Source organism: Streptomyces sioyaensis (assembly GCF_004122735.1).
Lineage (GTDB): Bacteria > Actinomycetota > Actinomycetes > Streptomycetales > Streptomycetaceae > Streptomyces > Streptomyces sioyaensis.
Window position 1 is genome coordinate 99,320 of the sequence record NZ_SDIF01000002.1, and the last position, 22,910, is coordinate 122,229.

Sequence of the window (22,910 nt, forward strand, 5' to 3'; positions counted from 1 at the left end):
GCCTCCTGACCCTCCGGCCCCGCCGCGGGACCCGATCCAGTCAGTCGTACGGGCCCGGTGGTCAGTTCCCGACGCCCACTGCCCTCGCTCGTCCCTCCCCACCCTGCGGAACGAAGGCCTCACCCGCACACCGGTGCCCCACCCACGACCCCAGCAGCCTCCCCCCCAACAAGCCCCAGGGTGCGGCGAACGAATCCGGCAGTTATCGGACGCGCTGCTCACCCCGCGCACCGCGGCGCAGGTCAGGACCGATAACAGGACCCATAGCCAACCTGTCGACCGGTGGCGAAAGATCTTGTTCACACATGAGCAACCCTGCCCGCACAACAGGCCGGAATGGCAGCATGGCCGCCATGACAACCGGGCCGGTCTCACGCGCCGTACGCGCCGCGGCTTTCGCGGCCGTCTGCGTGACGACAACGGCCCTCGGGCATGCGCTGATGGCCGCGGAGCCGCTGCCGTGGTGGGCCGTGCTCGCCGCATTCGCCGCGACGGGCCCGGCCGGATGGTGGCTGACCGGACGGGAACGGGGCGGCCTGACCATCACCGGCGCCACGGTCCTCGCCCAGCTCGGGCTGCACACACTGTTCGACCTCTCGCCTTCCTGCGCCGGCGCCGTCAAGGCTGCCGGTGACATGCCCGAACGGCAGTGGGCGGCAGGGCTGTTCCACCACGCCACGGCACCCGGCCCACCCGTCCCCGCACCGGCCTCGGCACTTCGCCTCCTGCCCCACACCGATCTCGGCCCCACGGCCACCCGCCCGCCGCTGCCCACCCCGATGGATGCCATGCGCGGGATGGCCGACATGGCAAAGACGACCACGATGCCCGGCACGGGGCACCCCAGTGCCACCGCCGGCGCCATGGCCCACCCGGGCCACCTGGACCTGACGCCATCCGCCCATGGGTCACTCGGCATGCTGCTCGCCCATACGCTGGCCGCGGTCCTCTGCGGCCTGTGGCTCTGGCGCGGCGAGGCAGCCGCGTTCCAGCTCGCCCGCAGCTTCGCGGCGGCGCTGTTCGCACCCCTGCTGCTGGTCCTGCGGACGCTGGACCCGACCGGCCTGCGGCTGCCCGCGCGCCGGGTACGGGCCGACACGCCCGCCGTGCGCCCGCGCGGCGCGCTCCTGCACCACGTCGTCTCCCGCAGAGGCCCACCGGGGCTCCCGGTCTGCTGCTGACCGTACGCCACCGAACCCCAGCGCCGCCGCCCTCCCGAATCCCCCAACTCTCCTGACTATCGGCTGCGTTGACCAGGTGACGTACGAAGCGCCGGCATACCCGCACGGCAGGCTTTCCCGGCCTGTCACCCGCTCGCGACATGCCGGCCGCTGTCCTTAAGCCCTCCGGCCCGCCCAAGGGCGTGCTCGTGGACGACGCGACCCCAACCGCATCGACCCTCGCGCCTCGCGCCTCGCCCTCAGCGCTTCGCTCGTCGCCGTAGACCTCGCGCGAAACCGGAGGGCTCCGCACTCCCGACCGGGACCCCGGGCGCTGCTCTGCCATGCCCTGGTGCGGTCCCGCTGCCTCCGAAGGATGTTCTCGCATGATTGCTGCTCCGACCGGGCCGTCCCCCTACAAGCGGACCGCCGCGCACGATGAGCAGGTGACCGGCCTGGCCCTGGCTGCCAGGGACGGAGACCCCGACGCCGTCGAGCGCTTCGTCCACGCCACCCACCGGGACATATGGCGCTTCGTGGCCCACTTGAGCGGGGACACGAACGCGGCCGACGATCTGGCTCAGGAGACCTTTCTGCGTGCCCTCACCGGTCTGCCGAAGTTCGCCGGCCGTTCCTGCGCACGTACCTGGCTGTTGTCCATCGCCCGCCGGGTGGTGGTCGACCGCTACCGCTCCGCCGCGGCCCGTCCGCGGATCGCCGACATCAACGACTGGCAGGCGGTGGCCGAACACCGCCAGCCGAGCGGACTACCCGGATTCGACGACGGCCTGGCCCTGGGCGAACTCCTCGACACCCTCGACCGCGAGCGCCGCGAGGCCTTCGTCCTCACCCAGCTGGTCGGCCTGCCCTACGCGGACGCCGCGGCCGTCGTCGGCTGCCCGATCGGCACCGTGCGCTCCCGGGTGTCCCGGGCCCGCGCCGACCTCGCCGGATGGCTCAGGTCCGCCGAGACGTGCGCACGAGTCCCGCGCCCGGCGATGGCGCGATGAATGCGCCGGCCACGCAGGCACACCGAGGGCGGCCACCCACCCCACCGACCCTAGGTGAGCCCGGTCTCCGCCTTGCTGAACAGCACTCCCTCGGAGTAGAAGAACACCGCATTGCTGCTCCCGTCGGCGCCGTAGCACGTCCAGGTGACGGGGTAGCGACCGCCCGGTTCGGATTCGCTGTCCTGCTGGCAGGTATTGGCGTAATTGCGGAGGAGTTTCTCGCTGCTGCCGGCCTTGATCATCCGGTATTCGGCGAGCGTCAACGGGTCACTGCTGACGGCGAACCCCTGATAGGCGCCGGCGACGACGAGGAGGCCGAGGAGGGAGCCGCCGGCTATCGCACTCTTCTTCACAGTGGGGTGTGTTCCTTCGCGGGTGGGGTGGGGCGGACCGGTGTGAGCCGGGCCTTTTCCCGGAGCCGCGGCAGGTCGCCTCAGGGATTGTAGAGGGCGACGAACCGGTGGTCAGGGCACCCACGAACCATGGGGGCTCCACCACACGCCATCGGCCTCCGCCGGCGACAACCGTCCCGCCCACCCGGGCCGGTTGCCGGCGGAGGCCGATCTGACGCAGGCGCTGGAGTGAATGACGGCCCGCGGAACATGCGGACGACGAGCGGACGACGAGCCAGAGCGCATCGTCCGGAACGGTGGAAGGTGGTGAAAGGACGGTGGAAAGGAAAGCTGGTTCAGGGGACTCGGACTCGGATTCGGCACCACCTGACGGCCCCGCGCCCAGGAATGACAGTCACAAGAACGCTGATGCCGGGAGGGATTCGACCGGTCTCCTGTCGGCACCGCCCGGGTGTCGCTACGCTGCTTCGCATGGATGCCAGGGACTCGGACCCCGCGGACCCCACTGACCCCGCTGAGAAGTGGCCACTGCCTCCGTCGTGGATGTGGAGCTGCCAAGAGTGCACCGATCTCTACAAGGCGATGAAACAGGCTCCCGAAGTGGTGGATGCCGCGCGGGCGGCGAGCGAACCGGGGGTGGACTGTGACCCCTTCGACACCATCGTGTCCTCGCAGATCCACCTCGCCCGGCACATCGCCACCCATCACACATCGGAAGTCCCGGCCATGGACCAGGGCTGCGACAGGTGCAAGTCCGACATGACGCGGCAGATGCCGGTCGTCCTCGTGCTGGAACACCGCGCGCGCCACGTCTTCGCACCGCCCAGCATCGCCGGCCTGTTGTAGGGGAAGCGGGCGGGGAGCCGGGAGTGCGCCCCGGGAAGTGGAGAGCCGTCCGGGTTGCGGCTGCCTGCGGTCGATCCCGGTTTTCCTGCCTGAAGTTGGGGGTCAGCGGACCTGCACCACGCTGGTCTCACCCCTCCGCAGGCAGCTCGGGAAGCCTCGCTCTCATCTGTTCAAATGCGGTGGGGGTCGGCCGCCGGCCGAGGAACTCCTTGATCTGCCGAGCGCAGTCACGCGCACTCGTACTGCCGGTGTCGCACTCGATGTCGTAGACGCCATGGGCATGGACCCGGTCGAATTGGCGGGCGGCCAGCCCCGGCGGACGGTCGCCGCGGGCCAGCTCCCGTCGTTCCAGCTCCGGCAGTGGGCAGCGGACTCCGACGAGGACGACGTCCTGGGGGGAGAACAGACCGAGGCAGTCGTGAAGGCGCCACGGCTCACTGAAGAGGTGGTCCACGACGACGTTGTTGCCCGCCGCAGCCATGCCGGCGACCGCACGATGGAACCCCATCCAGGTGCGTTTGAGTACGAGGGCAAGGTCGTCCGGGGGAAGCTCCGGTCCTGATCGCATGGCATGGAAGGCGTCCACGGGCAGGTGAAAGTACGGCTCACCGAGCACCGCGAGAAGTTCCTTTGCGATGCTGGACTTGCCGGAACTCGACGTGCCGTTCAAGAAGATGATGAGGCCGCCGGCCGGCGGCCCGGGCACCACCTCCGGACCGGCAGAGCCCTCCACCACACCGGCCGCGGTTCTTTCCCTCATGACTGCTCTCGCATCATGCGCGGACTCCAGATCACTTGAGAGATCATTTGAGAGGTCACTTGAGCTTCGACGGCACCAGCGTACGGGGCCGAAGTCCTCAACTCCCTGCCGGGTAGGGCAGGTTGCGGTGGAGCGGACGTACCTTGTCGGTGCGCCCGGTCGACCTGCTACCGCGGTTCCGGGGCCGCAGCCGCTGGGGTGCCCGCTGCCAGGGATTCCCCGGTGTGCGGGGTGTCTTTCCAGCCACCCCGCAAGGCCGACACGGCCAGCAGGCACGACACCAACGCCGCCGTCCCGCAGACCACGTACCCGAGCGAGTAGCCCCGGCCGAGCGCGTCCCGGGCAAGGGCTATCGCCTGACCTGGTGCAGAGTCCGGCGGAACCGAGTTCACCGCCAGGGGGCCGCCGGCCCGGGCCACCTCTGTGGCAGTGGATTTCACCGCCGGGTCGAGCGAGGAGGCGGACAGGTGGGACCGGAACGCCGAGGCGGCATGGCCGAGGGCGACCGCACCGATGAGCGCCGGGCCGAGGGTGAAACCGAAGTCCCGGAGCAGGCTGGTCGATGCGCTGGCCATACCGGCGTAGCGGATCGGCACCGTGTTCACGGCGACTGCGGTGAGCGACGCGATGCTGAACGCATAGCCGATGCCCGCCAGGCCCAGGGGGGCGAGGTATGCGCCGAGCGAGGTCTCCCGTACGTGCAGGCTCGCCATCCAGAAGTCGCCCGCGGCCATCAGCAGCAGGCCGCCGGAGAGCAGCCAGCGGGGGTTTGCCCGCTCCAGCAGCCGTGAGATGAGCGGAGTGAGTACCAGCGAGAACCCGCCGAGCAGGACAAAGGCCACCGAGGTCCGCAGCGGGCTCTGGTGCTGGATCACCCCGATGCGGATGCTGGTCGCATAGGCGGTGCCGAGGAAGCTGAACATCCCGACGACGGTGATGATCGAGACGATGGTGAAGGCGCGGTTGCGGAACAGGTCAAGGCGCAACAGAGGCGTGCGGGCCCGGTGCTCCGCGAAGACGAACAGTACGAGGAACACCGCGGCAACGACGAAGGCACCGATCACCGGACGGGAACCCCAGCCGTCGGTCGGCCCCTGGATCACCGCGTAGAGCAGGGCGAACAGGCCGATGAGGATGGTGATCTGGCCGCCCCAGTCCAGTGAGCGGCCCTCCGGCGAGCTGGAGTCTTCGGCGACCAGCCAGCAGACCAGCGCGGTGACCAAGGCCAGTGCGGCGACGATCACAAAGGAAAGCTTCCATGAACCGTACGTCCCGGAGATGCCGCCGAGAACGGGGGCGATGAACCCGCCGGTGGAGAGCGAGGCGGTCCAGACCGCGATGCCCCGCGCCCGGTCGCGCGGCGTGTGGGTGCCGGCCGCCACCATGGCGAGCGTGGTGGGGAACAACGCCGCGGCGCCGAGGCCGCCGAGGAGCTGGCCTGCCCACAACTGGGGGACACCCACGGCCGTAGCCGCCACCACCTCGCCGACGGCCAGCAGTCCCGCGCCGCCGACCAGCAGCCGCTTGCGGCCGAAGAGGTCGCCCAGTACGCCGAAGGTCAGCTCCAGTACCGTCACGGGCAACAAGAACGCGTCGGAGATCCAGGTGAGTTGGGAGCCGACCGGATGCAGGCTCCCCTGGAAAAGCCCGTTCAGGGTCGCGGGCATGGCCAGCGCGATCTGGGCGAGACACACCGCCAGGCAGCTCGTGAGCAGCGTTGCCGTACGGGAGGCGGGGGCGTACCCGCGCCGGTCCCCAACGGCCTTGGTTCTGGAGCTGGTCATCATGTCACTCGCTTCCACACGTCGGCGGCCTGGCCGGCCTGCCGTCCCGGTCCAAGAGCACGGCCCAGGCCGCGCTCGGCTTCCTGGCGGTCCGCAAGGGCGCGGGCCACCTGTCCGGCCAGCTTCGCCGTGCTGATCAGCACCGCGCGGCTTGCCGCCGCACTCCGTCCCTCGGTCGCCGCGGATACGGCCTTCAGCAGGTACGGGGTGATCGCTGCGCCGTGCACACCGTCGCGTTCGGCTTCCTGCACGGCGCCTTGGACCGCCTGCTCGACGCGGTCGCTGTCCAGCGCGTCCTCGGCTTCGATGGGCGAGGTGACGACCACCGATCCGGTCGCCCCGGCCTTCCAGTGCACGTCGATGGCCGCGGCCAACGTCGCGAGCTCATCGGTCCGCTGCGGATTGGGGAACCCGCTGGAGGTGCAGTAATACGCCGGGAAGTCCGCACACCGATAGCCGATGACCGGCACCCCCAGCGTCTCCAGATATTCCAGCGTGAGTCCCACGTCGAGAATGCTCTTGGCACCCGAACACACCACGGCGACCTGACGACGTGTCAATTCCATGAGATCGGCGGAGATGTCAAAGGTGACCGAGGTGTTGCGGTGCACTCCTCCGATGCCTCCGGTCGAGAGCACCGGAATACCGGCGTGGTCGGCGATGAACAAGGAAGAGGCCACGGTGGTGGCCCCGAGGCCGCCGGAGGCCAGGATCATTCCGACGTCCCGTGTACTGGCCTTGGGAATGTGCTTGGTGCCGGCGAACCGGTCAAGTTCGCCGTCGCTCATCCCGACGACGAAGTGCCCGTCGGCAATTCCGATCGTGGCGGGTACGGCGCCCCCGTCGCGCACCGCCTGGTCGATGGCGCACGCCAATTCAAGATTTCCCGGGTACGGTGGCCCGTGGTTGATGACGGTGGTCTCGCATGCCACCACCGGCCGCCCTTCCCGCAGGGCCTGTTCGACCTCATCACTCAGGCGTAGCAACTGGTGCACCTTTCCTCCTTCTTGACGCGAGGCCCCGCGACCAGTTGTCGGAATCCGTCCGTGGCCTTTGTGCGCGTCGAGAGTGGCGACCATGCTCGGGCCCCTGGCTGAGGTGCACCTGACGGTGGGCTGACGCCGCCGGGCGGGCGGTCGGGCCGCTGCATCAGCGCCGTGTCAGGCCGGCAGCAGAACCGGGGAGCAGGGTGTGGCTGTCCGGCGTCCGAACCGTGAATCCGGGCAAGCCAAGGAAATGCCGAAAGGAGCCCTCAGCATGCTTCCGAGTACGGAAAGCGACGGCATCGCGGAAGCGGCGCAACGGCTCTGGAATGCGCGCAGGAGCAATCTCCCCTGTGCACCGGTCCGCACCTTGCTGGACGCTGGAGATGTCGGGGCCGCGTATGAGGTTCAGGAAGTGAACACGCGACGCGCACTGTCCGAGGGACGACGACTCGTCGGGCGCAAGATCGGACTGACCTCACCGGCAGTGCAGCAGCAGCTCGGTGTCGATCAGCCGGATTTCGGGGTGCTGTTCGGCGATATGGCGGTGGGCGACGCCGAGGAAATCGATCTCACGAGGCTGATCGACCCGCGCATCGAGGTGGAGGTCGCCTTCGTCCTGGAAACCGGCCTCGCCGATGCATGGACGACGACGGCCGACGTGATGCGTGCGACCGCCTACGTGGTGACGGCGATCGAAGTGGTCGACTCACGGATTGCCGCCTGGGACATCGATATCGTCGACACGGTCGCCGACAACGCCTCCAGTGGCCTGTTTTTTCTCGGCGGGACCCCACGGCGCCTGGACGGACTGGATCTGCGGGAGAGCGGAGCGGTCCTGCTGGCCGGCGGCGAACCCCTGTCTGTCGGAGCCGGCGCGGCGTGCCTGGGACACCCGGTGAACGCGGTGACCTGGCTCGCCCGCCGACTGGCCACGACCGACCACCCGCTCGCCGCCGGCGATGTGGTCCTCTCCGGTGCCCTCGGCCCCATGGTCCGCGTTGCGCCCGGAACCGTCTACGAAGCGCGTGTCTCCGGGCTCGGTTCGGTACGAGCGGTGTGCGCGAAGGGAAATCACTCATGACCGTACCGGTCGCCGTTCTCGGGCCCGGAAATATCGGCACCGACCTGATGTTCAAGATGCTCCGGCAGTTCGACGCGTGAGAGGTCGCCATGAGTGGATTGACTCCCGAGGAAAGGCTGGCCGCGCGGCTCGACGAGGCGGCCCGGCGGGGTGAGGTCACCTCGCAGCCCTCACAAGCAGCTCCGCTGAGCGTCGCGGACGCCTACGCGGTACAGGAACTGGCCATCGCCCGGCGGCTGGACCGCGGCGAACGTCTGGTGGGCGTGAAGATGGGCTTCACCAGTCGCCAGAAGATGGCGCAGATGGGCGTGGACGAGGTCATCTGGGGCCGCCTGACCAGCGCCATGCTGGTCCCGGAGGGCGACCGGATCGCACCGGACCACTACATCCATCCGCGGATCGAACCCGAGCTCGCGTTCCTGATCGGACGGGACATACCTCCTGGCGCACCGCCGGAGACGATCACGTCGGCGGTGACCGCGGTCGCCCCCGCCTTGGAGATCATCGACTCCCGCTATGCGGACTTCCGCTTCACCCTGGCGGATGTGGTGGCCGACAACGCGTCCGCCGCCGGATTCGTCCTCGGCGCCTGGCGGGCCGTGCCGCCGTCGCTGGACTGCCTCGGCGTGCTCCTGGAGGTGGACGGCCGGACCGCCGAGGTCGGGGCCACCGCGTCGATCCTCGGGGACCCGTGGCGTTCGCTGGCGGCCGCGGCACGGCTGACCGGGCGGGCCGGGATGCCGCTGCGGGCGGGGTGGGTGGTACTCGCCGGCGGTGCCACCGCGGCGGTTCCGCTGCGCCCGGGAGCGCAGGTGCGTGCGGTGATCGAGTCACTCGGTTCGGCGTCGGTGACGGTAGCGGCTAACTCTGCACGGCCTTAGCGGTGCGGTCCACGTCGTCGGCCAGCCAGGTCGGAGTGGGCATTCCCGTCTCGTCGCGGATCTGCCGTGCCCGGGCCAGCAGTCCGGCGGCGCGCTGCCGGTCGGTCCGGCAGACCGCCCGGGCCAGGGCTTCGAGGCCCATGGCCAGCATCCAGGGGTCGTGCACCGACTCGCCGGCGGCGAGGGCGCGCTCGAAGCACTCCCGTGCCTCCGCCGTCTTGCCGAGGTCGACCAGCACCAGGCCCAGGCAGACACGGGACATCCCCGCTTCCCTGGACAGGGCCATGCGTTCATAGGACTCCAGCGCGCTGGTGTGCAGGGCACTGGCCCGTTCCAGGTCCTTGTCGGCACGCACGAGGATGCCAAGACTGTTGCGGGCACCGGCAGCGGGCTCTTCGGCGCCGATCCAGGCAGCGGTGTTCAACGACTCGTGCAACAGGTCACGGGCGGTGTCCCGATCGCCGCGGAGGATGGCCAGCCGCCCAAGGTCGGCCAGCCGTGCCGCGACCATCTCGGCCAGCCCGAGCCGCCGGGCCAGGCCGAGCCCCTCGTCGGCGAGCGCCGTCGCCTCGCGGTAGCGGCCGCGGCATTCGCTGACCGCACCGAGGCGGAACAGAGCGCGCAGGACTCCCCACTGGTCGCCGCTGCGGCGGTAATGCGTCAGGGCGTGGGTGAACAGATCGGTGGCGCGTTCGACATCGCCCTGCCAGAAAGCACCGAGTCCGGCAACGAGGTAGGAACTCGCCAGTACCCAATGGTCGGTGGCCTCGTCCAGCCCGTCGAAGGCACGGGCGATATGAGGGGCGGCTTCGGCGTGCTCCCCTTGGCGCATCAGCGCGTGCGCCAGAAAGGCCGAGGCGAGGGCGAGATCGGAGTCGGAGCTGCCGGCGGCGGTCCCGACGTCCAGCGCCTTGCGGCCGAGACGTACGGCGGCGTCGAGGTCGTGTGCGTTCTGCGCGAGGTGGGACGCCCAGGCGAGCGCGAGCGCATGGACGGTGGGCGAGGTTTCGCGGCCGTCCAGTTCCAGCGCGGCGAGGAGTCGCCGGGTGCCGCTCTGGTGCTCGGCGCGGATCCACCAGTACCAGGCGAGCGCGCCTGCCATCCGCTGCGCCGGCTCGGCTTCCCCTCGTCCGAGCAGCCAGTCCAGGGCGGTATCGAGATTGCCCGTCTCCTGTTGCAGGGTGGCCAGCCATACGGGCTGGTCGGGCCCTCGTACCTGTCTGCCGCCCTCTTCACCGACCGCGAGGAAGTACGCGGCGTGCCGGTCGCGTACCTTTCCGTAGTCGTCGGTGGCGTGCAGCCGTGCGGTGCCGTACTCCCGGATCGTCTCCAGCATCTCGTAACGCGCGCGGTCGCCCGTTCCCACCTCGACGGTGACCAGGGACTTGTTGACCAGGCGGTCGAGGCAGTCCCGCACGGCCGCCGCGTCCATCTCCGGCAGGTCGGCGCAGACGGCCGCTGCCGCGTCCACGGAGAAACCGCCGGAGAACACCGACAGCCGGTCGAAGACCGCTCGCTCCGCCGCGGACAGCAGCTCATAGCTCCAGTCGACCATCGCCGCCAGGGTACGGTGGCGCGCTGTCGCGGTGCGGGAGCCTCCCGTCAGCAGACTGAAGCGGTCGGTCAGGCCGCGGGTGATCTCCGTGGGCGACATCGACTTGGTGCGGGCTGCCGCGAGTTCGATGGCCAGCGGAATACCGTCCAGCCGACGGCAGATCTCCCCGGCCTGTACGGCGTTCCCTTCGGACAGACAGAAGCCGGGACTGACGGCACGGGCGCGCTCCACGAAGAGCTGTACCGCTTCGTGGCCGGCGATGGCCTCGGGGTCCTGTTCGGCGGCACCCGGGTAGCGCATGGGCGGTACGGGCAGCTGCATCTCTCCGGGCACCCCCAGCGGCTCCCTGCTGGTGGTGACGATGCGCAGCCGCCCGCAGTCCCGCAGCAGCGCTTCCGCCAGCTCGGCGACGGCCTCGACTAGGTGTTCGCAGTTGTCCAGCACCAGCAGCAGCTGCTTTTCCTGGAGGTACTGCCGCAGCCGCTCGACGGCGGGCCGTACGGTACCCGGAGCGGGCGCCGCCTGCATGGAGGGAGACGGTGGCGACCTGACGTCGAGAGCCTGCAGGACCGCGCCGGCGACCCGGTCCGGTTCGGAGACCGGCGCCAGTTCCACCACCCATACGCCGTCGGGCAGCGGCAGGTCGGCGGCGCCGGCCGCCTCCAGGGCAAGGCGGGTCTTCCCGGTCCCGCCGGCCCCGGTCAACGTGACCAGCCGCCATGAACGGACGAACTGCCGCACCTGGCCGAGCAGGTCATGACGTCCGACGAAGCTGGTCAAGGGGGTGCGCAGATTGCCCGTGGCGCGCGAGGCCGCGGGCGCTGCCTGGGGGACCGGTGCGGAAGCGGGTCCGAGCAGGCCCGCGTCGTGGATCAGGATCCGCTGCTCCAGCCGCTGCAGCTCCTCACTCGGTTCGACCCCCAGCTCGTCGACGAGCTGGGCGCGGGCCTTGTGGAACACCCGCAGGGCTTCGGCCTGGCGGCCGGCGCGGTACAGGCTGGTCATGAGCAGGGCGAAGAAGTGCTCCCGGAGCGGGTGTGCCTCGGTGAGTGCGGACAGCTCCGGGACGACCTCGGCATGGCGGCCCACGGCGAGGTCTGCCTCGATGCGGCTCTCCAGGGCGATGAGACGCAACTCGTCGAGGCGACCGGCTTCGGTCCGGGCGAAGTCCATGTCCAGGACATCGGCGAGGGCGGGCCCGCGCCACAGGGCGAGCGCCTCGGACAGGGTGGCGGCAGCGGCCTCCGGCTCACCGGCCCTCTGCGCCGTGCGTCCGGCCGCCACCAGGGCCTCGAACCGGTAGACGTCGACGTCTTCGCGGTCCACGTCCAGCGTGTAGCCGCCGCTTGCGGTGGCGATCCGCTTGCTGCCCAGCAACGCCCGGAGCCGCGAGATCTGAGCCTGGATCGTGTTCGCCGGGTGTGCGGGCACGTCCTCACCCCAGACCTCGGCGAGGATGCGGTCGGTGGAAACCACCATTCCGCTGTGCAGTGCGAGCAGGGCCAGCAAGGTCCGCTGCCGGGGCCCCTCAAGAGGAACCAGCTGTTCCGCCTCGCGGACTTCCAGCCGTCCGAGCAGCTGAACTCGCATGTGAGAAGGGTAACACCCCCGGTCAGCGGCCACTTTGTCACGCGGCATGGCTTCCGTCGGCGCCGTCCGCCTCGCACAGTGGCCGGTCGCGGTAGCGGTCCACCAGGCCGGGTGGCGCGAGGAGCGGCGCGGGTGACAGCTCGCGGAACTCGCGGTCGAAGTACACCAGGGGCGGCCCGTCGTTCACCTGGACGCTCTCGACCTCGCCGACGAGGATGCTGTGGTCACCGGCGTCGTACCGGGCGGATGCCCGGCAGACCAGGCTGGCCAGCGCGCTGGGCAGGACGGGAACTCCGCCCTCGGTACGGAATCCGGCCCGGGCGAACTTGTCGGCGCCGGCCTTCGCACACCGCAGGGCGAGCGTGCGGTGCTCGGGCCGCAGTACGTTGATCGCGTACCGCTCGGCCCGCCGCAACACCTCGTGGGAGCGTGCGGACACCGCCGGGCAGAACAGCACCAGCGGCGGCGACAGGGACACGGAACAGAAGGCGCTGACCGTGATGCCCCACGCCTCGCCGTCCGCATCGGAGGTGGTCACGATCGTCACGCCGCTGGGGAAGCTGCCCAGCGCCCGGCGGAAGGAGTCAGCGTCCATCATCGGCCTCCGATGCCGTGCCCCGCTGCCCCGAACCGTCGGTGCGGCCGGCGAGGCCGTCCGGACGGCCGAGGAAGTCGAAGATCCTCTTGGTGAGGGGTTCCTTGTCGTACGCCTGGAACAGCATGCCCGCCACCCGTTCCGGTGCGCCGAAGAAGAAGCGCTCGTAGAGAGCCTGTCGTGCGCCGAAGCCCGATACGGCGGCATCCTGGGCAAGCCGGAACAGCCCGATGCGCTGCGGTGATTCGAGGTTCTCCAACGCGAAGTAGGTGTCGATGTCACCGGCGATCGCCGAGGTCAGGTCGGCCTCGGCGGGGGTGGCCATCAGCGAACTGGAGCCGAGGAGCTGGACCAGTTCGACCAACCGCTGGTACTGCTGCGGGAAGACGTTGCGGGCGGCGTCCAGCGGCATCCGGTCGGGCGTCATCGTGCCCCACTGGTCGGCCCTGGCGTTGACCTCGCTCGTGGTCAGGCAGGCTTTCATCATTTCCACCACACACATCGCCTCGGCGATCTGCGCCTGTGTCTGCGGGGCGCGGTCACGCTGGTTGGCGCCGGTCATCGCGCACAGCAGCCCGACCATGAACTCGGCTTTCGCGATGTTCTTGCAGACGACCTGGTGCATCATGTGGATCAGTGAATTCGTCGCCGAATGCACCGAGTTGCACGAGGACGGGTCCTCCAGCAGGAAAATCCGCTCCCAGGGAACCTCGACATCGTCGAATACGACGACGGCGTCCATCTCCTCGAACCGGGCGGAGAGCGGGGCGTCGAAGGACCGACCGGCCCGTGTCGTAGCTGTCCCGGCACAGAAAGCGCAGGCCGCTGGTGGCACAGGGCACGGCGAAGGCGAAGGCGTAACGGGTCGACGACGGGTCGTCCTTGAGCGAGGTGGAGGGGAACACCACCAGCTCGTCGGCCAGCGGACCGAGCGTGGCAAGGAGCCGCGCCCCACGCACCACGATGCCGCGGTCGGTGTGCCGGACGATCTGCAAGGCCACCTGTGCGCTGGGGATTCCCTGATCGGTGAGCCGTCGGTTGACCGACGGATTGACCAGGGTGTGGGTGAGCACGACGTCGTTCTCCCGCAGGTGGCGGAAGTACGCCTGGATATTCCGGCCGAACTCGGGGTTGACCGCGGTGAAGAACTCCGAGGCGGAAGCCAGCGCCATGAACGAGGAGTTGAGATAGTCGGGGGTACGCCCCAGCATTCCCCCGCTCCAGCGTGCGGCTTCCAGAAAGGCGGCGGAACGCTTGCCCAGGTCTTCCTGGGTCACGGGGCGCAGAAAGGACGTTGCGACGCGATCACCGGACTCGGGTGAGGGAAAGGTGAGAACGTCCCGCAGCTCCGCTTCGTGCTGCCGGTCGAGCCAGGCGCCGATCGAACTCGCTCCGCGGCGCAGGGCAGGATGGGAAGTGACGTCTTGTACGGATTCCCCGCCGATCCAGACCTCTCTGCCGTCGTTGAGGCCCGCAAGGTACTCCTGTGCAGTGCGCGCACCCATGTGGTCGATCCTCCTTCGGTTGATGAGCCAGTTGTGCTACCGCGAGCCCTCGGCCGGGCTGAAGGCGATGACCTTCATCTCGATCAGGAGGTGCGGGTGCGGAAGTTGATGGACGGCCACGGTGGTACGCGTGGGGCCGTCGAAGGTGAAGAACTCCGCATAGGTCTCGTTGTATCCGGCGAAGTCATTCATGCTGACCAGGAAACTGGTGACATCGACGATGTCGGTGAGACCCGCGCCGGTGGTGGCCAGTATCCGTTCGATGTTCTCGATCACTGCGCGGGTCTGTGCGCGGATATCCAGCCGCACCGTGCCGAACTCATCGGCCTCCGCGCCGATATGAGTGTTGTCCGCACGTCGTGAACTGATACCCGAGACGAAGACGAAGTCGCCGACCCGCCGGACGTGCGGATACCTGCCACGCGGCGCCGCCTGGTCCGCGACGACGCCCTGACGTCCCTGACTATGCGCCATGACCGCACGCTCCATTCCGTCGACCGCCGATTGCCGCGGCACCCTGCGGCATCACGAACGGCCCGGCAACGTCGTGTACGCTGCCGCAGTTCGCGCAGGTCCGCAGTTCCTCGCTGCCGTTGAACCGATCGATGGCGGCCTTGACCTGGACCTCGATGTCCGCCAGCCCGAACCATGTCTCGTTGAGCCGGACACCGCAGCTTTTGCAGTACCAGAGGATGCAATCGGGCTCCTGCTCGGTACGCACCCGCTGGATAACCGCTCCCCAGGTCCCGGCGGGACGCAGCGGGCAGTGCGGCACCATCGCAGGCATCAGAAAGACATCGCCTTCGTGGACGGTCACGCTCTCGAAGCGTCCGTCCTCGTCCCGATAGTCGACCTGGATGTCACCCGTGAGCTGGTAGAAAATCTCGTCGCTCGGGCTGATGTGGAAGTCGTTACGAGAGTTGGGCCCCCGGGACACCATGAAAATGAACTGGGAGCCGTCCTTCCACAACTCCCTGTTGCCGACGGGGGGCTGAAAGCGATCCGCATTGTCGCTTATCCAGCGCCGCAAATTGAGACTGACCGGATCAACCGTCATCTTCACCCTCTCCTCCGGGGCCAGCGGTCCGCCGCGCCTACCGGTGACCGGTGTACGGGCGAGCAAGACCTGATACCCCTATCGTCAGGACCGGCCTGAGAAGGCGCTGACGTGGCACTGACACGTGGCTGACGACGCAGAGCCCGCCGGTGGAACGGCTCGACCGGGGGGCGCGCCAGGCTCCGCTAGAGACGCAGCCCCGCGCGCACTTGGCGCCCTGCCGTGGTGTGGTGCACCTCGGTCCACTCCGTGAGGAACTCGATGATCGCCATACCGCGCCCGTGCTCATCGCTGTCCGTACCGCCCCGGGAATGGGGCACCGTGGTCCCCGAGTCGGTGACCGAGATCAAGAGGATCTCGCCGAGCCGGCTCATGACGACCGTGGTGTCGGCGTGGCCGTGCTGGACGGCATTGACCGCGAGTTCGTCGATGACCAGCACGGCGGAGTCCCGCGCTGCTTCAGGGACGCCCCAGCGGCAGAGCACGCTCGCGGCGAAGGCGCGGCAGGTGCGCACATAGGGCTCGCGCGAGGGCACGGCCAGCACGGCCCGGGGGCCCCTCTCCGCGGGGTGGTCCACGTTCCGCCATGGCCGGGCCGGAGGACGCTGCACCGAAGACGGTGCCGGGCCACTCGCCCAGCGGAGGGCATCGAGTGCCGACTCCTCCACGGGAAGTGCTGTGTTCACCCCGTTACTCATCTCCGCCGCCTCCCATACTCGTGCTCCTGAGCTGCGGATACGAGCAATGCTTCACCGGCGGGCTGATGCGCCCCTTACCGCGCGCTGACATGCGGGCAGCCAGCATGATCGCTCCCAGTGCCGCGCCGGCAGGACCACCGCGCCGGCCGCGACGGCTCGTCTTCGACCGCACCGCGACCGTCGCCCCCCCCCATGCGTCACCCTTCGTACGTGCGCGAACACAGTGCGGTGCTGGAAGCCCGGCCACCGGCCGGGATTCGTACGCCTCGTGCGCGGTGGCAACACCGCTTTTGGTCAGGCCTGCCACGATCTCGCTGGACGGCACGGCCTGTGTATCGGCGGGCGGGTTGTTGCAGCGGTGGGAGTCGGGCCCCGCCCGCTGTTCAGGCGGGGCGCCGGCGTCAGGGCGCGGGCGTGAAGAGGTCTTGGCTCACGGCCGCGTCCCTGACCTCCTGGTAGAGGGCGGTGAGGGTTTCGCTCACCTGGACGCGCGGCAGCTGGAGCCGGTCCAGGGCCTCCGCGTCCGCGCCGACGTCCTGCCATCCCTGGCCGGTCAGAAGGCGCATGAGCGCCGGGTTGAGCCGGTCGACCCCTCGTACGATGCGGGCTTCGGGCGTGACCCCTTCCTCGTACTCGTGCCACAGGTTCAGGAACTCGGTGCCGAGCCCGTCGGGCAGTGGTGCGAAGCGGCGTTGGGCGACCTCCTCCTCCACCCGGGCCTTGTCATCGCCGTTCCGGGTGCTCCAGGCCGACGGGTCGCCCGCCTCGATTTCCACGAGGTCGTGCATCAGGCACATCTTGAGCATCTTTTCCAGGTCGAGCGACCGGCCGCTTTCCCGTTCGAACTCGCGGTGCAGGATCCAGCTGATGAGGGCCAGATGCCACGAGTGTTCAGCCACGCTTTCCTTGCGGCTGGGCGTGGCATTGTTATGCCGCTCAACTTCCCGTAGCCGAGCGGTGAAAGAAATGAAGTCGAATACTTCCCGAAGGTTACCGTCCATGCTGTATGTCCGTTCTCTCATTCGTATCGCCATTGTGTCCCGGAACTTCTGCGGACTTTAACACCGGCGATATCGGAGCATGTGTGATCAGGCCAGGCCAACGGGGCGCCCGCGGTGCTGGGCTGCGCCTCTGACCTGCCCCGGCTGTCTTAAAGCAATCGTTGACCGGTGTCCTGACTGGTCATAGATTCCTCCTGCACGTAACATGCCGTCAACAAGAGGAAATCCCATGGCAAAGTTCTACGCGGAGTCTGAACTCGACGGAAAGTTGACCGGATTTCGGTCACGTGGCCCGGCAACCCTGACGGAATGTCTGGCGCCCGGAACCCTCTGGCAGCCGGTGTTTCAGATGACCGTTATGGCGAACACGAAGAATGGCCGAAGTGTATTGACAGGTACACGGCGAGCGGACAGTAACCCGACCCACCCCAATGTCATCAGCACGCCCACCAGCATGCTGCCACTGGAATTCGCGCGATGTTACTTCGACAGCATCGCCGCATCGGCCACCGACCTCGTGCCCGTCCATCTGACGGAGCTGCGGGCCGACGACCTGCGGACCGTGGTCCGGTTACCCGAGGCCGCAGCGCGCGGCGTGGTCCCCGACCCGTCCTCGGCACTCTCGTTCCTGGCGGGAGACCTGCTCGCCCGCAAGCTCGGCTGCGAGGGCGCCATGGAGGCGGCCTCCCGCGAGAAGCCGCTGGGCACCTGCCGGTTCTCCATGGTCGGGGCCGGCTTCAGCTACGTCGCCGACCGGCCCACCGAGGACCCCGAGAACCCCGAACCGCTCTATGAACCGCTGCTGATGTTCGGAGCGATCCTGGAACTCCACGATCCCACGGTCATCCCGGAGCAGACCGCTTCGTACAAGGACCTCTGCTGGACCTCGCCCGAGGACTACGCCGAGGGCGTCCGTACCAAGCGCATCGAGAGCTTCAATCCCAAGTTCCTGGACCGCGCGGACGAGGCGGACAGCGACTCCGTGACCGTGTGTGCGCGGGGCCTGTGCCTGCAGACCACTCACAAGGTGCTCACCGACCTCGCCTCCGGCCCCACCACCGGCCCCACCACCGGCGGGTCCATATGAGCGCGATGGCCCGCACCCTGGACCCCCGGCAGATCCGTGCCGACTTCCCGATCCTGCACCGCACGGTCGGCGGCGGCGAGCGTCTCGTCTATCTGGATTCCGGTGCGACGTCCCAGAAGCCCGTGCAGGTCCTCGACGCCGAACGGACCTTCGCCGAGACGTCGAACGCGGCGGTGCACCGCGGCGCGCACCAGCTGGCCGAAGAGGCAACCGAGGCCTACGAACAGGCCCGTGGGCAGATCGCGGCCTTCATCGGCGTACATCCCGCGGAAGTGGTCTTCACCAAGAACGCCACCGAAGGCATCAACCTCGTCGCCTACGCCATGAGCAACGCCGCAACCTCCGGCGACGCGGCCGCGCGCTTCCGCCTCGACCCCGGCGACGAGATCGTGGTGACCGAGATGGAACACCACGCCAACCTGGTGCCCTGGCAGGAACTGTGCCGGCGCACCGGCGCCACCCTGCGCTGGCTCGGTGTGACCGACGAAGGGCGGCTCGATCTCTCCCGGCTCGACGAGGTGATCACGCCGCGCACCCGGCTGGTGGCCTTCGCCCACCAGTCCAATGTGCTCGGCACGATCAACCCGGTACCGCCGATCGTCGCCAGAGCCGCCGAGGTCGGCGCACTCACCCTGCTGGACGCCTGCCAGTCGGTTCCGCACGCCGAGGTCGATTTCCACGCCCATGGAGTGGACTTCGCGGTCTTCAGCGGCCACAAGATGCTCGGCCCCTCCGGCGTGGGTGTCCTCTACGGACGGCGTGAGCTGCTGGAGGTCATGCCGCCCTTTCTCACCGGCGGTTCGATGATCGAGGTCGTCACGATGACGGAGTCGACCTTCGCCGCGCCGCCCCAGCGGTTCGAGGCCGGCGTGCCCATGGTGTCCCAGGCGGTCGGACTGGCCGCGGCCGTACGGTATCTGACCTCGGTCGGGATGGAGCGCATCACCGCTCATGAGCGGCTGCTCACCGAGGCCGCACTCGGCACCCTGTCCGCGATCGACGGCGTACGGATCCTCGGTCCCACCACGACCGCCGACCGTGGCAGCGCGGTGTCCTTCGTCGTCGACGGGGTACATCCGCACGATGTCAGTCAGGTGCTGGACGCCCACGGCGTGGCGGTCCGGGTCGGGCACCACTGCGCCTGGCCCCTCCACCGCCGGCTGGGCGTGCCGGCCAGTGTGCGCGCCAGCTTCTACCTCTACAACGAGCTCGCGGACATCGAGCCGCTGGCCGCGGGGATTCTGGAGGCACAAGCGCTCTTCGGTGCCACGGCGCCGGGGCCGGAGCGGAGCGGGGGGACCGTGGCGTGCGCCTGACGGCAGAACACCAGGAGATCATCCTTGCCCACTACCGGGCCCCGCACCACAGCGGACTCCGGGAGCCGTACGACGCCGAGGTCCAGCGGTTCAACCCCACCTGCGGGGACGAGCTGACCCTGCGCGTGCGCCGGAAGGGGGAAGGGGAGCAGGCGGCCATCGAGGACGTCTCGTACCAGGTCCAGGGCTGCTCGATCAGCCAAGCGTCCGTGTCGGTGATGGCCGATCTGGTCATCGGCCGTACCGCCCGGGAGGCCGAGGAACTGCACACGGAGATCGCCGCACTGCTGCGGGAGAGGGCACCGGAGTCCGGAGCGTGGCCGTCCCATCTGGGCGACGCCGCGGCGTTCCGCGATGTGTCACACCACCCGGCACGGATCAAATGCGCCTTGCTCTGCTGGGCCGCACTGCGCCAGGCACTCTCGTGAACCAACGGACCTCAGGCCCTCTCGTGAACCAACGGACCTCTCCAGGAGGTGACTTCGGAATCGACGACCCCCTGACCCTGCTTGCTCGGGCGGTCACAGCAAACGGTGTTCCTCGCCGCCGGGGCCGGTGTGCCCGGCAGCACGGGAGCCGCCCGGGCCACTGACCGCGCCATTGTTTCCTACACGTCAGCTGTTTCCTGCACGTCTTCCTACACGTCCTCATTGATGTCCGGTGCCGGCCCGGTTCGGGCCGGCCTGCCGGAGGGCCGGTGGCCGTCGCGTACGTGACGGCCACCGGCCCCTTTTGTCATGCGGGTTCTCTGCCATGCGGTCGCTTCGCCATGCGGCCCCTTTGTCAGATGGCCCCTTTGTCAGGCGTCACGCCGGTTGACCAGGACCGTCGCGCCGATGAGCGCCACCAGGGTCAGGGTTGCGAAGTAGCCGAATCCCGGTAGTGGGGCCAGGTTCTCCGGGGAGGGGATGAGGAGGAGGATCTGCTGCCCCGCCTCGGTGGGCCACCACTTGAGCAGCGGCTGGCCCGAGTCACCCATCATGCGGAACACGATGGGCAGGATGAACGTGACGCTCACGGCAGTCGTGATCCCGCCCGCGGAGGCCCGGAGCACCAGGCCCAGGGCGAGCGCGAGGACGCCGAGAACGCCCAGGTAGCAGCCGCCACCGAGCACGGCGCGCAGCACGGCCCCGTCCGACAGCGCCGGGTGTGCCACCTGCGTCCCCAGTGCCAGGGACCCAGCGGTGTAGGTGGCGAAGGAGATCAGCAGCCCGGTCACCAGCGACACGGCGAAGACCACCAGGGCCTTGGCCGCCAGCAGCCGGGGGCGGTGCGGTACGGCGGTGAAGGTGCTGCGGATCGAACCGGTGCCGTACTCGGAGGTGGCTGCCAGCACGCCGAAGAGGCAGATGGCCACCTGGCCCAGCGGGAGCCCCACGAAGATCTCGCGCAGCACCAGTGCCGCGCTTTCGCCCGAGTGCGCGTGCCCGCCCCCGAGCACCCCCACGCCGACGGTGATGAAGGAGGCCGCGAACAGGGTCCACCAGGTGGAGCGGATCGACCGGACCTTGATCCACTCGAAGGTGACCGCGTGCACGAAGCGTGGCCGCCGCGCGGCCGTGCCGTGGCTGCGGGGAGTGGCGGAGGCGGCAGGTGTCGTTGTCGTCGCCATGGTCATGCGGCCTTTCCGCTGTGCGTCACCCGGTATTCGACGGCGTCCGCGGTCAGTTCCATGAACGCTTCCTGCAGCGAGACCCGCTGCGGTGCCAGCTCGTACAGCCACAGCCCGTGCTGCCCGGCGAGCTCCCCGATCCGCCGCGCGTCCACTCCCCGTACGAGCAGCGCGCCGTCCGGGGACGCGTCGCCAGGGAGGCTTTCGGCGGTGCCTCCCTCGCGTTGCAGCAGCGGAACGAGCTGCGGCGCGTGCGGGGTGCGGACCACCGTGCCGTTGTGGGAACTGCGGGCCAGGAAGTCCGCCATGGAACTGTCGGCCGCCAGCCGTCCGCGGCCGATCACGATCAGGTGGTCCGCGGTGTCCTGCATCTCGCTCATGAGGTGCGACGACACCAGGACCGTGCGCCCGTCGTCGGCCATGCCGCGCATGAACTCCCGCACCCACTGGATGCCTTCGGGGTCGAGTCCGTTGACCGGCTCGTCGAGGATGAGGATCTCGGGGTCTCCCAGCAGCGCGGCCGCGATGCCGAGACGCTGGCCCATTCCGAGCGAGAATCCGCCGACGCGCTTGCGGGCGGCGGCCGTCAGACCGACCATGGCGAGCACCTCGTCGACCCGCTGCCGCGGGATGTGGTGGGAGGCGGCGAGCCCGCGGAGGTGTTCCCGGGCGGTACGGCCGTCGTGGACGGCCTTGGCCTCCAGCAGGGCGCCGACGGTGTGCAGCGGCGTGGGCAGTTCGTGGTAGGGCCGGCCGCACACCCGCGCGGAACCGGAGGTCGGCCGGTCGAGACCGACGATCATGCGCAGCGTGGTGGACTTCCCGGCGCCGTTGGGACCGAGAAAACCGGTGACGAGGCCGGGGCGGACGGTGAAGGTGAGGTTGTCGACGGCTCTCTTGTCGCCGTAGCGCTTGGACAGCCCGGTTACTTCGATCATGTGATTCCTCGGGACGGAAGCTCTGTCGGACGCCTCACGCTAGGGCGCCACTCCTCCGCGCCGCGTCACTCCCAGGGCCGGAATACGGCCCTCCACCCGCACCCGGAGACCGAGCCGGGATGCGACCTGAGGCGTATGCGGTTCGGGCTGCCGACCGTGGTCCGCTTCAGGGCCGGGTGATCTTCGCGGCGGTGTCGAGGAAGAAGGCGTCGATGCTGTGCACGGCGCGGACGAAGTCGTCGAGGTTGACGGGCTTGGTCACATAGGCATTGGCGTGCTGCCGGTAGGCGTCCTCGATGTCGTCGGGGGCGGCGGACGTGGTCAGCACGACGACCGGGATGCTGCAGAGGTCGGGGTCGTCCTTGAGCACGGCGAGCAGTTCCCTGCCGTTCATGCGCGGCATGTTGAGGTCCAGAACGATCAGGTCCGGGCGTTCGTTGGCCGGATCGCGCAAGTACTCCAGCGCGGCCACCCCGTCGACGGCCTGGCTGAGGGAACGGGCCATGTCCCGTGCGGCGAGGGCGTCCTCGATGAGCATCGCGTCGGCGGGGTCGTCCTCCACGAGCAGGACGCGGTGAGGGCGGTCGGTCGTCAACGCGTTCATGGCGGCGCTCCCGTGATCGGGGGTGGGCAGGGGACGTGAAGCGGGGCGGGAGGCGAAGACCAGACCGGGCCAACGACGCCGGGCTCCCTGCCGGCTGATGCCCCATGCCTGCCCGATCTGCGGGTAGTTGGCGCCGTTCCCGGCGGCTTCCTGCGCCAGTTGCCGGGCGCAGCGGCTGACGGCACGGTCCAGGTAGGCGAGGGCGTGCAGCCGGGCCAGGGCGCGATTGCCGTCGGCGGCCGGCACCGGATCCGTCGTCCCGTCGTCGTGCTCCGTTGCGGGAGCGGGGGGAAAGCCGTGTCTGGCGAGTTCGTCCGCGAGCTGGTGCACTGCTCTTTCGGCGTGCTCTGTCATCCGTTCGGGTTCAAGCGGGACGTGGGGCTGCTCGCGGGCCATGGCGCGACCCTACGGCGGCTCGTACGGTCTCGACAACCGTTGTTGTCAACTCTCTGTACTCTATGGCTGCTTGTGCCTACACATTGTCGCGTCCT

Annotated in this window: 22 protein-coding genes and 1 pseudogene; 8 read left to right on the forward strand and 15 right to left on the reverse strand. The window is 69.2% G+C overall.

The genetic code is table 11. From position 1 onward, the window contains the following. Positions 1-353 precede the first annotated feature (353 nt). Both EST54_RS01255 and EST54_RS01260 read left to right on the forward strand, forming a co-directional pair. On the forward strand, positions 354-1,181 hold the full coding sequence (locus tag EST54_RS01255) for a hypothetical protein (RefSeq protein ID WP_129243938.1): 828 nt from the start codon (positions 354-356) through the stop codon (positions 1,179-1,181). Positions 1,182-1,546: 365 nt separating this feature from the next. Next, a complete protein-coding gene (locus EST54_RS01260) occupies positions 1,547-2,170 on the forward strand; it encodes a sigma-70 family RNA polymerase sigma factor (RefSeq protein ID WP_129243941.1) in 624 nt (207 codons plus the stop codon). Between the two features lie 50 nt (positions 2,171-2,220). On the opposite strand, the gene EST54_RS01265 is transcribed toward EST54_RS01260, so the two are convergent. Further along, entirely contained in the window at positions 2,221-2,523 is a 303-nt protein-coding gene (locus EST54_RS01265; protein ID WP_129243944.1) for a hypothetical protein, read from the reverse strand. A 471-nt stretch (positions 2,524-2,994) separates the two neighbouring features. Here EST54_RS01265 and EST54_RS01270 point away from each other — a divergent pair, with 471 nt between their 5' ends. After that, positions 2,995-3,369: a hypothetical protein gene (locus EST54_RS01270; protein ID WP_239013575.1), complete on the forward strand. Its 375-nt coding sequence runs from the start codon at positions 2,995-2,997 to the stop codon at positions 3,367-3,369. Positions 3,370-3,496: 127 nt separating this feature from the next. On the opposite strand, the gene EST54_RS01275 is transcribed toward EST54_RS01270, so the two are convergent. The 3 genes from EST54_RS01275 to EST54_RS01285 form a co-directional block, all read right to left on the reverse strand. Further along, complete coding sequence (locus EST54_RS01275) at positions 3,497-4,129, reverse strand: chloramphenicol phosphotransferase CPT family protein (RefSeq protein ID WP_129243947.1); 633 nt, start codon at positions 4,127-4,129, stop codon at positions 3,497-3,499. Between the two features lie 167 nt (positions 4,130-4,296). After that, the gene (locus tag EST54_RS01280) at positions 4,297-5,913 is read right to left on the reverse strand and encodes an MFS transporter (RefSeq protein ID WP_129243950.1); all 1,617 of its coding nucleotides are present in this window, start codon (positions 5,911-5,913) and stop codon (positions 4,297-4,299) included. Further along, complete coding sequence (locus tag EST54_RS01285) at positions 5,913-6,992, reverse strand: pseudouridine-5'-phosphate glycosidase (protein ID WP_129243953.1); 1,080 nt, start codon at positions 6,990-6,992, stop codon at positions 5,913-5,915. Before EST54_RS01285 ends, EST54_RS01280 begins: the two co-directional genes overlap by 1 nt. 178 nt (positions 6,993-7,170) lie before the next feature. On the opposite strand from EST54_RS01285, the gene EST54_RS01290 reads away from it, so the two are divergent. Both EST54_RS01290 and EST54_RS01295 read left to right on the forward strand, forming a co-directional pair. After that, positions 7,171-7,980, forward strand: coding sequence for a 2-keto-4-pentenoate hydratase (locus EST54_RS01290; RefSeq protein WP_129243955.1), 810 nt, complete (start codon positions 7,171-7,173; stop codon positions 7,978-7,980). 89 nt (positions 7,981-8,069) lie between these two features. Continuing rightward, positions 8,070-8,861, forward strand: coding sequence for a 2-keto-4-pentenoate hydratase (locus EST54_RS01295; RefSeq protein ID WP_129243958.1), 792 nt, complete (start codon positions 8,070-8,072; stop codon positions 8,859-8,861). On the opposite strand, the gene EST54_RS01300 is transcribed toward EST54_RS01295, so the two are convergent. The 8 genes and pseudogenes from EST54_RS01300 to EST54_RS01330 all read right to left on the reverse strand — a co-directional run bounded on the left by EST54_RS01300 (position 8,842) and on the right by EST54_RS01330 (position 16,895). Next, positions 8,842-12,006: a BTAD domain-containing putative transcriptional regulator gene (locus EST54_RS01300; protein WP_161989237.1), complete on the reverse strand. Its 3,165-nt coding sequence runs from the start codon at positions 12,004-12,006 to the stop codon at positions 8,842-8,844. The two genes, EST54_RS01295 and EST54_RS01300, sit on opposite strands and share 20 nt — an antisense overlap. 37 nt (positions 12,007-12,043) lie before the next feature. Further along, positions 12,044-12,601, reverse strand: coding sequence for a flavin reductase family protein (locus EST54_RS01305; protein ID WP_203525491.1), 558 nt, complete (start codon positions 12,599-12,601; stop codon positions 12,044-12,046). Then, entirely contained in the window at positions 12,591-13,229 is a 639-nt protein-coding gene (locus EST54_RS34935) for a 4-hydroxyphenylacetate 3-hydroxylase C-terminal domain-containing protein (RefSeq protein WP_239013574.1), read from the reverse strand. Before EST54_RS34935 ends, EST54_RS01305 begins: the two co-directional genes overlap by 11 nt. Before the next feature lie 117 nt (positions 13,230-13,346). Beyond that, positions 13,347-14,106 (reverse strand): annotated as a pseudogene (locus EST54_RS35175) (4-hydroxyphenylacetate 3-hydroxylase N-terminal domain-containing protein); the annotation flags it as partial. Between the two features lie 36 nt (positions 14,107-14,142). After that, a complete protein-coding gene (locus tag EST54_RS01315) occupies positions 14,143-14,580 on the reverse strand; it encodes a RidA family protein (protein ID WP_129243967.1) in 438 nt (145 codons plus the stop codon). Beyond that, the gene (nbaC, locus tag EST54_RS01320) at positions 14,570-15,163 is read right to left on the reverse strand and encodes a 3-hydroxyanthranilate 3,4-dioxygenase (protein WP_129243970.1); all 594 of its coding nucleotides are present in this window, start codon (positions 15,161-15,163) and stop codon (positions 14,570-14,572) included. Before nbaC ends, EST54_RS01315 begins: the two co-directional genes overlap by 11 nt. Before the next feature lie 185 nt (positions 15,164-15,348). Next, the gene (locus EST54_RS01325; protein WP_161989238.1) at positions 15,349-15,708 is read right to left on the reverse strand and encodes an ATP-binding protein; all 360 of its coding nucleotides are present in this window, start codon (positions 15,706-15,708) and stop codon (positions 15,349-15,351) included. A gap of 554 nt (positions 15,709-16,262) precedes the next feature. Continuing rightward, positions 16,263-16,895: an HD domain-containing protein gene (locus tag EST54_RS01330; protein WP_338059674.1), complete on the reverse strand. Its 633-nt coding sequence runs from the start codon at positions 16,893-16,895 to the stop codon at positions 16,263-16,265. A 421-nt stretch (positions 16,896-17,316) separates the two neighbouring features. Between EST54_RS01330 and EST54_RS01335 the strand changes: the two genes are divergently transcribed. Genes EST54_RS01335 through sufU form a run of 3 tightly spaced genes read left to right on the forward strand, consistent with a single transcriptional unit; the run spans position 17,317 to position 19,693 of the window. Further along, positions 17,317-17,949, forward strand: a complete 633-nt coding sequence (locus EST54_RS01335; RefSeq protein WP_129243979.1) for a hypothetical protein — start codon at positions 17,317-17,319, stop codon at positions 17,947-17,949. After that, positions 17,946-19,265 carry a cysteine desulfurase gene (locus tag EST54_RS01340; protein WP_129243982.1) on the forward strand — a complete coding sequence of 440 codons (1,320 nt, stop codon included), beginning with the start codon at positions 17,946-17,948 and terminating at the stop codon, positions 19,263-19,265. Before EST54_RS01335 ends, EST54_RS01340 begins: the two co-directional genes overlap by 4 nt. Further along, a complete protein-coding gene (gene sufU, locus EST54_RS01345) occupies positions 19,256-19,693 on the forward strand; it encodes a Fe-S cluster assembly sulfur transfer protein SufU (protein ID WP_129243985.1) in 438 nt (145 codons plus the stop codon). Before EST54_RS01340 ends, sufU begins: the two co-directional genes overlap by 10 nt. 371 nt (positions 19,694-20,064) lie before the next feature. Here sufU and EST54_RS01350 read toward each other — a convergent pair whose 3' ends face one another. The 3 genes from EST54_RS01350 to EST54_RS01360 all read right to left on the reverse strand — a co-directional run bounded on the left by EST54_RS01350 (position 20,065) and on the right by EST54_RS01360 (position 22,815). Further along, positions 20,065-20,883 (reverse strand): hypothetical protein, encoded by an 819-nt coding sequence (locus tag EST54_RS01350; protein WP_129243988.1) that lies wholly within the window; start codon positions 20,881-20,883, stop codon positions 20,065-20,067. Then, positions 20,880-21,815 carry an ABC transporter ATP-binding protein gene (locus tag EST54_RS01355; protein ID WP_129243991.1) on the reverse strand — a complete coding sequence of 312 codons (936 nt, stop codon included), beginning with the start codon at positions 21,813-21,815 and terminating at the stop codon, positions 20,880-20,882. Before EST54_RS01355 ends, EST54_RS01350 begins: the two co-directional genes overlap by 4 nt. A gap of 166 nt (positions 21,816-21,981) precedes the next feature. Then, a complete protein-coding gene (locus EST54_RS01360; RefSeq protein ID WP_174857368.1) occupies positions 21,982-22,815 on the reverse strand; it encodes a response regulator in 834 nt (277 codons plus the stop codon). Between the last annotated feature and the right edge of the window lie 95 nt (positions 22,816-22,910).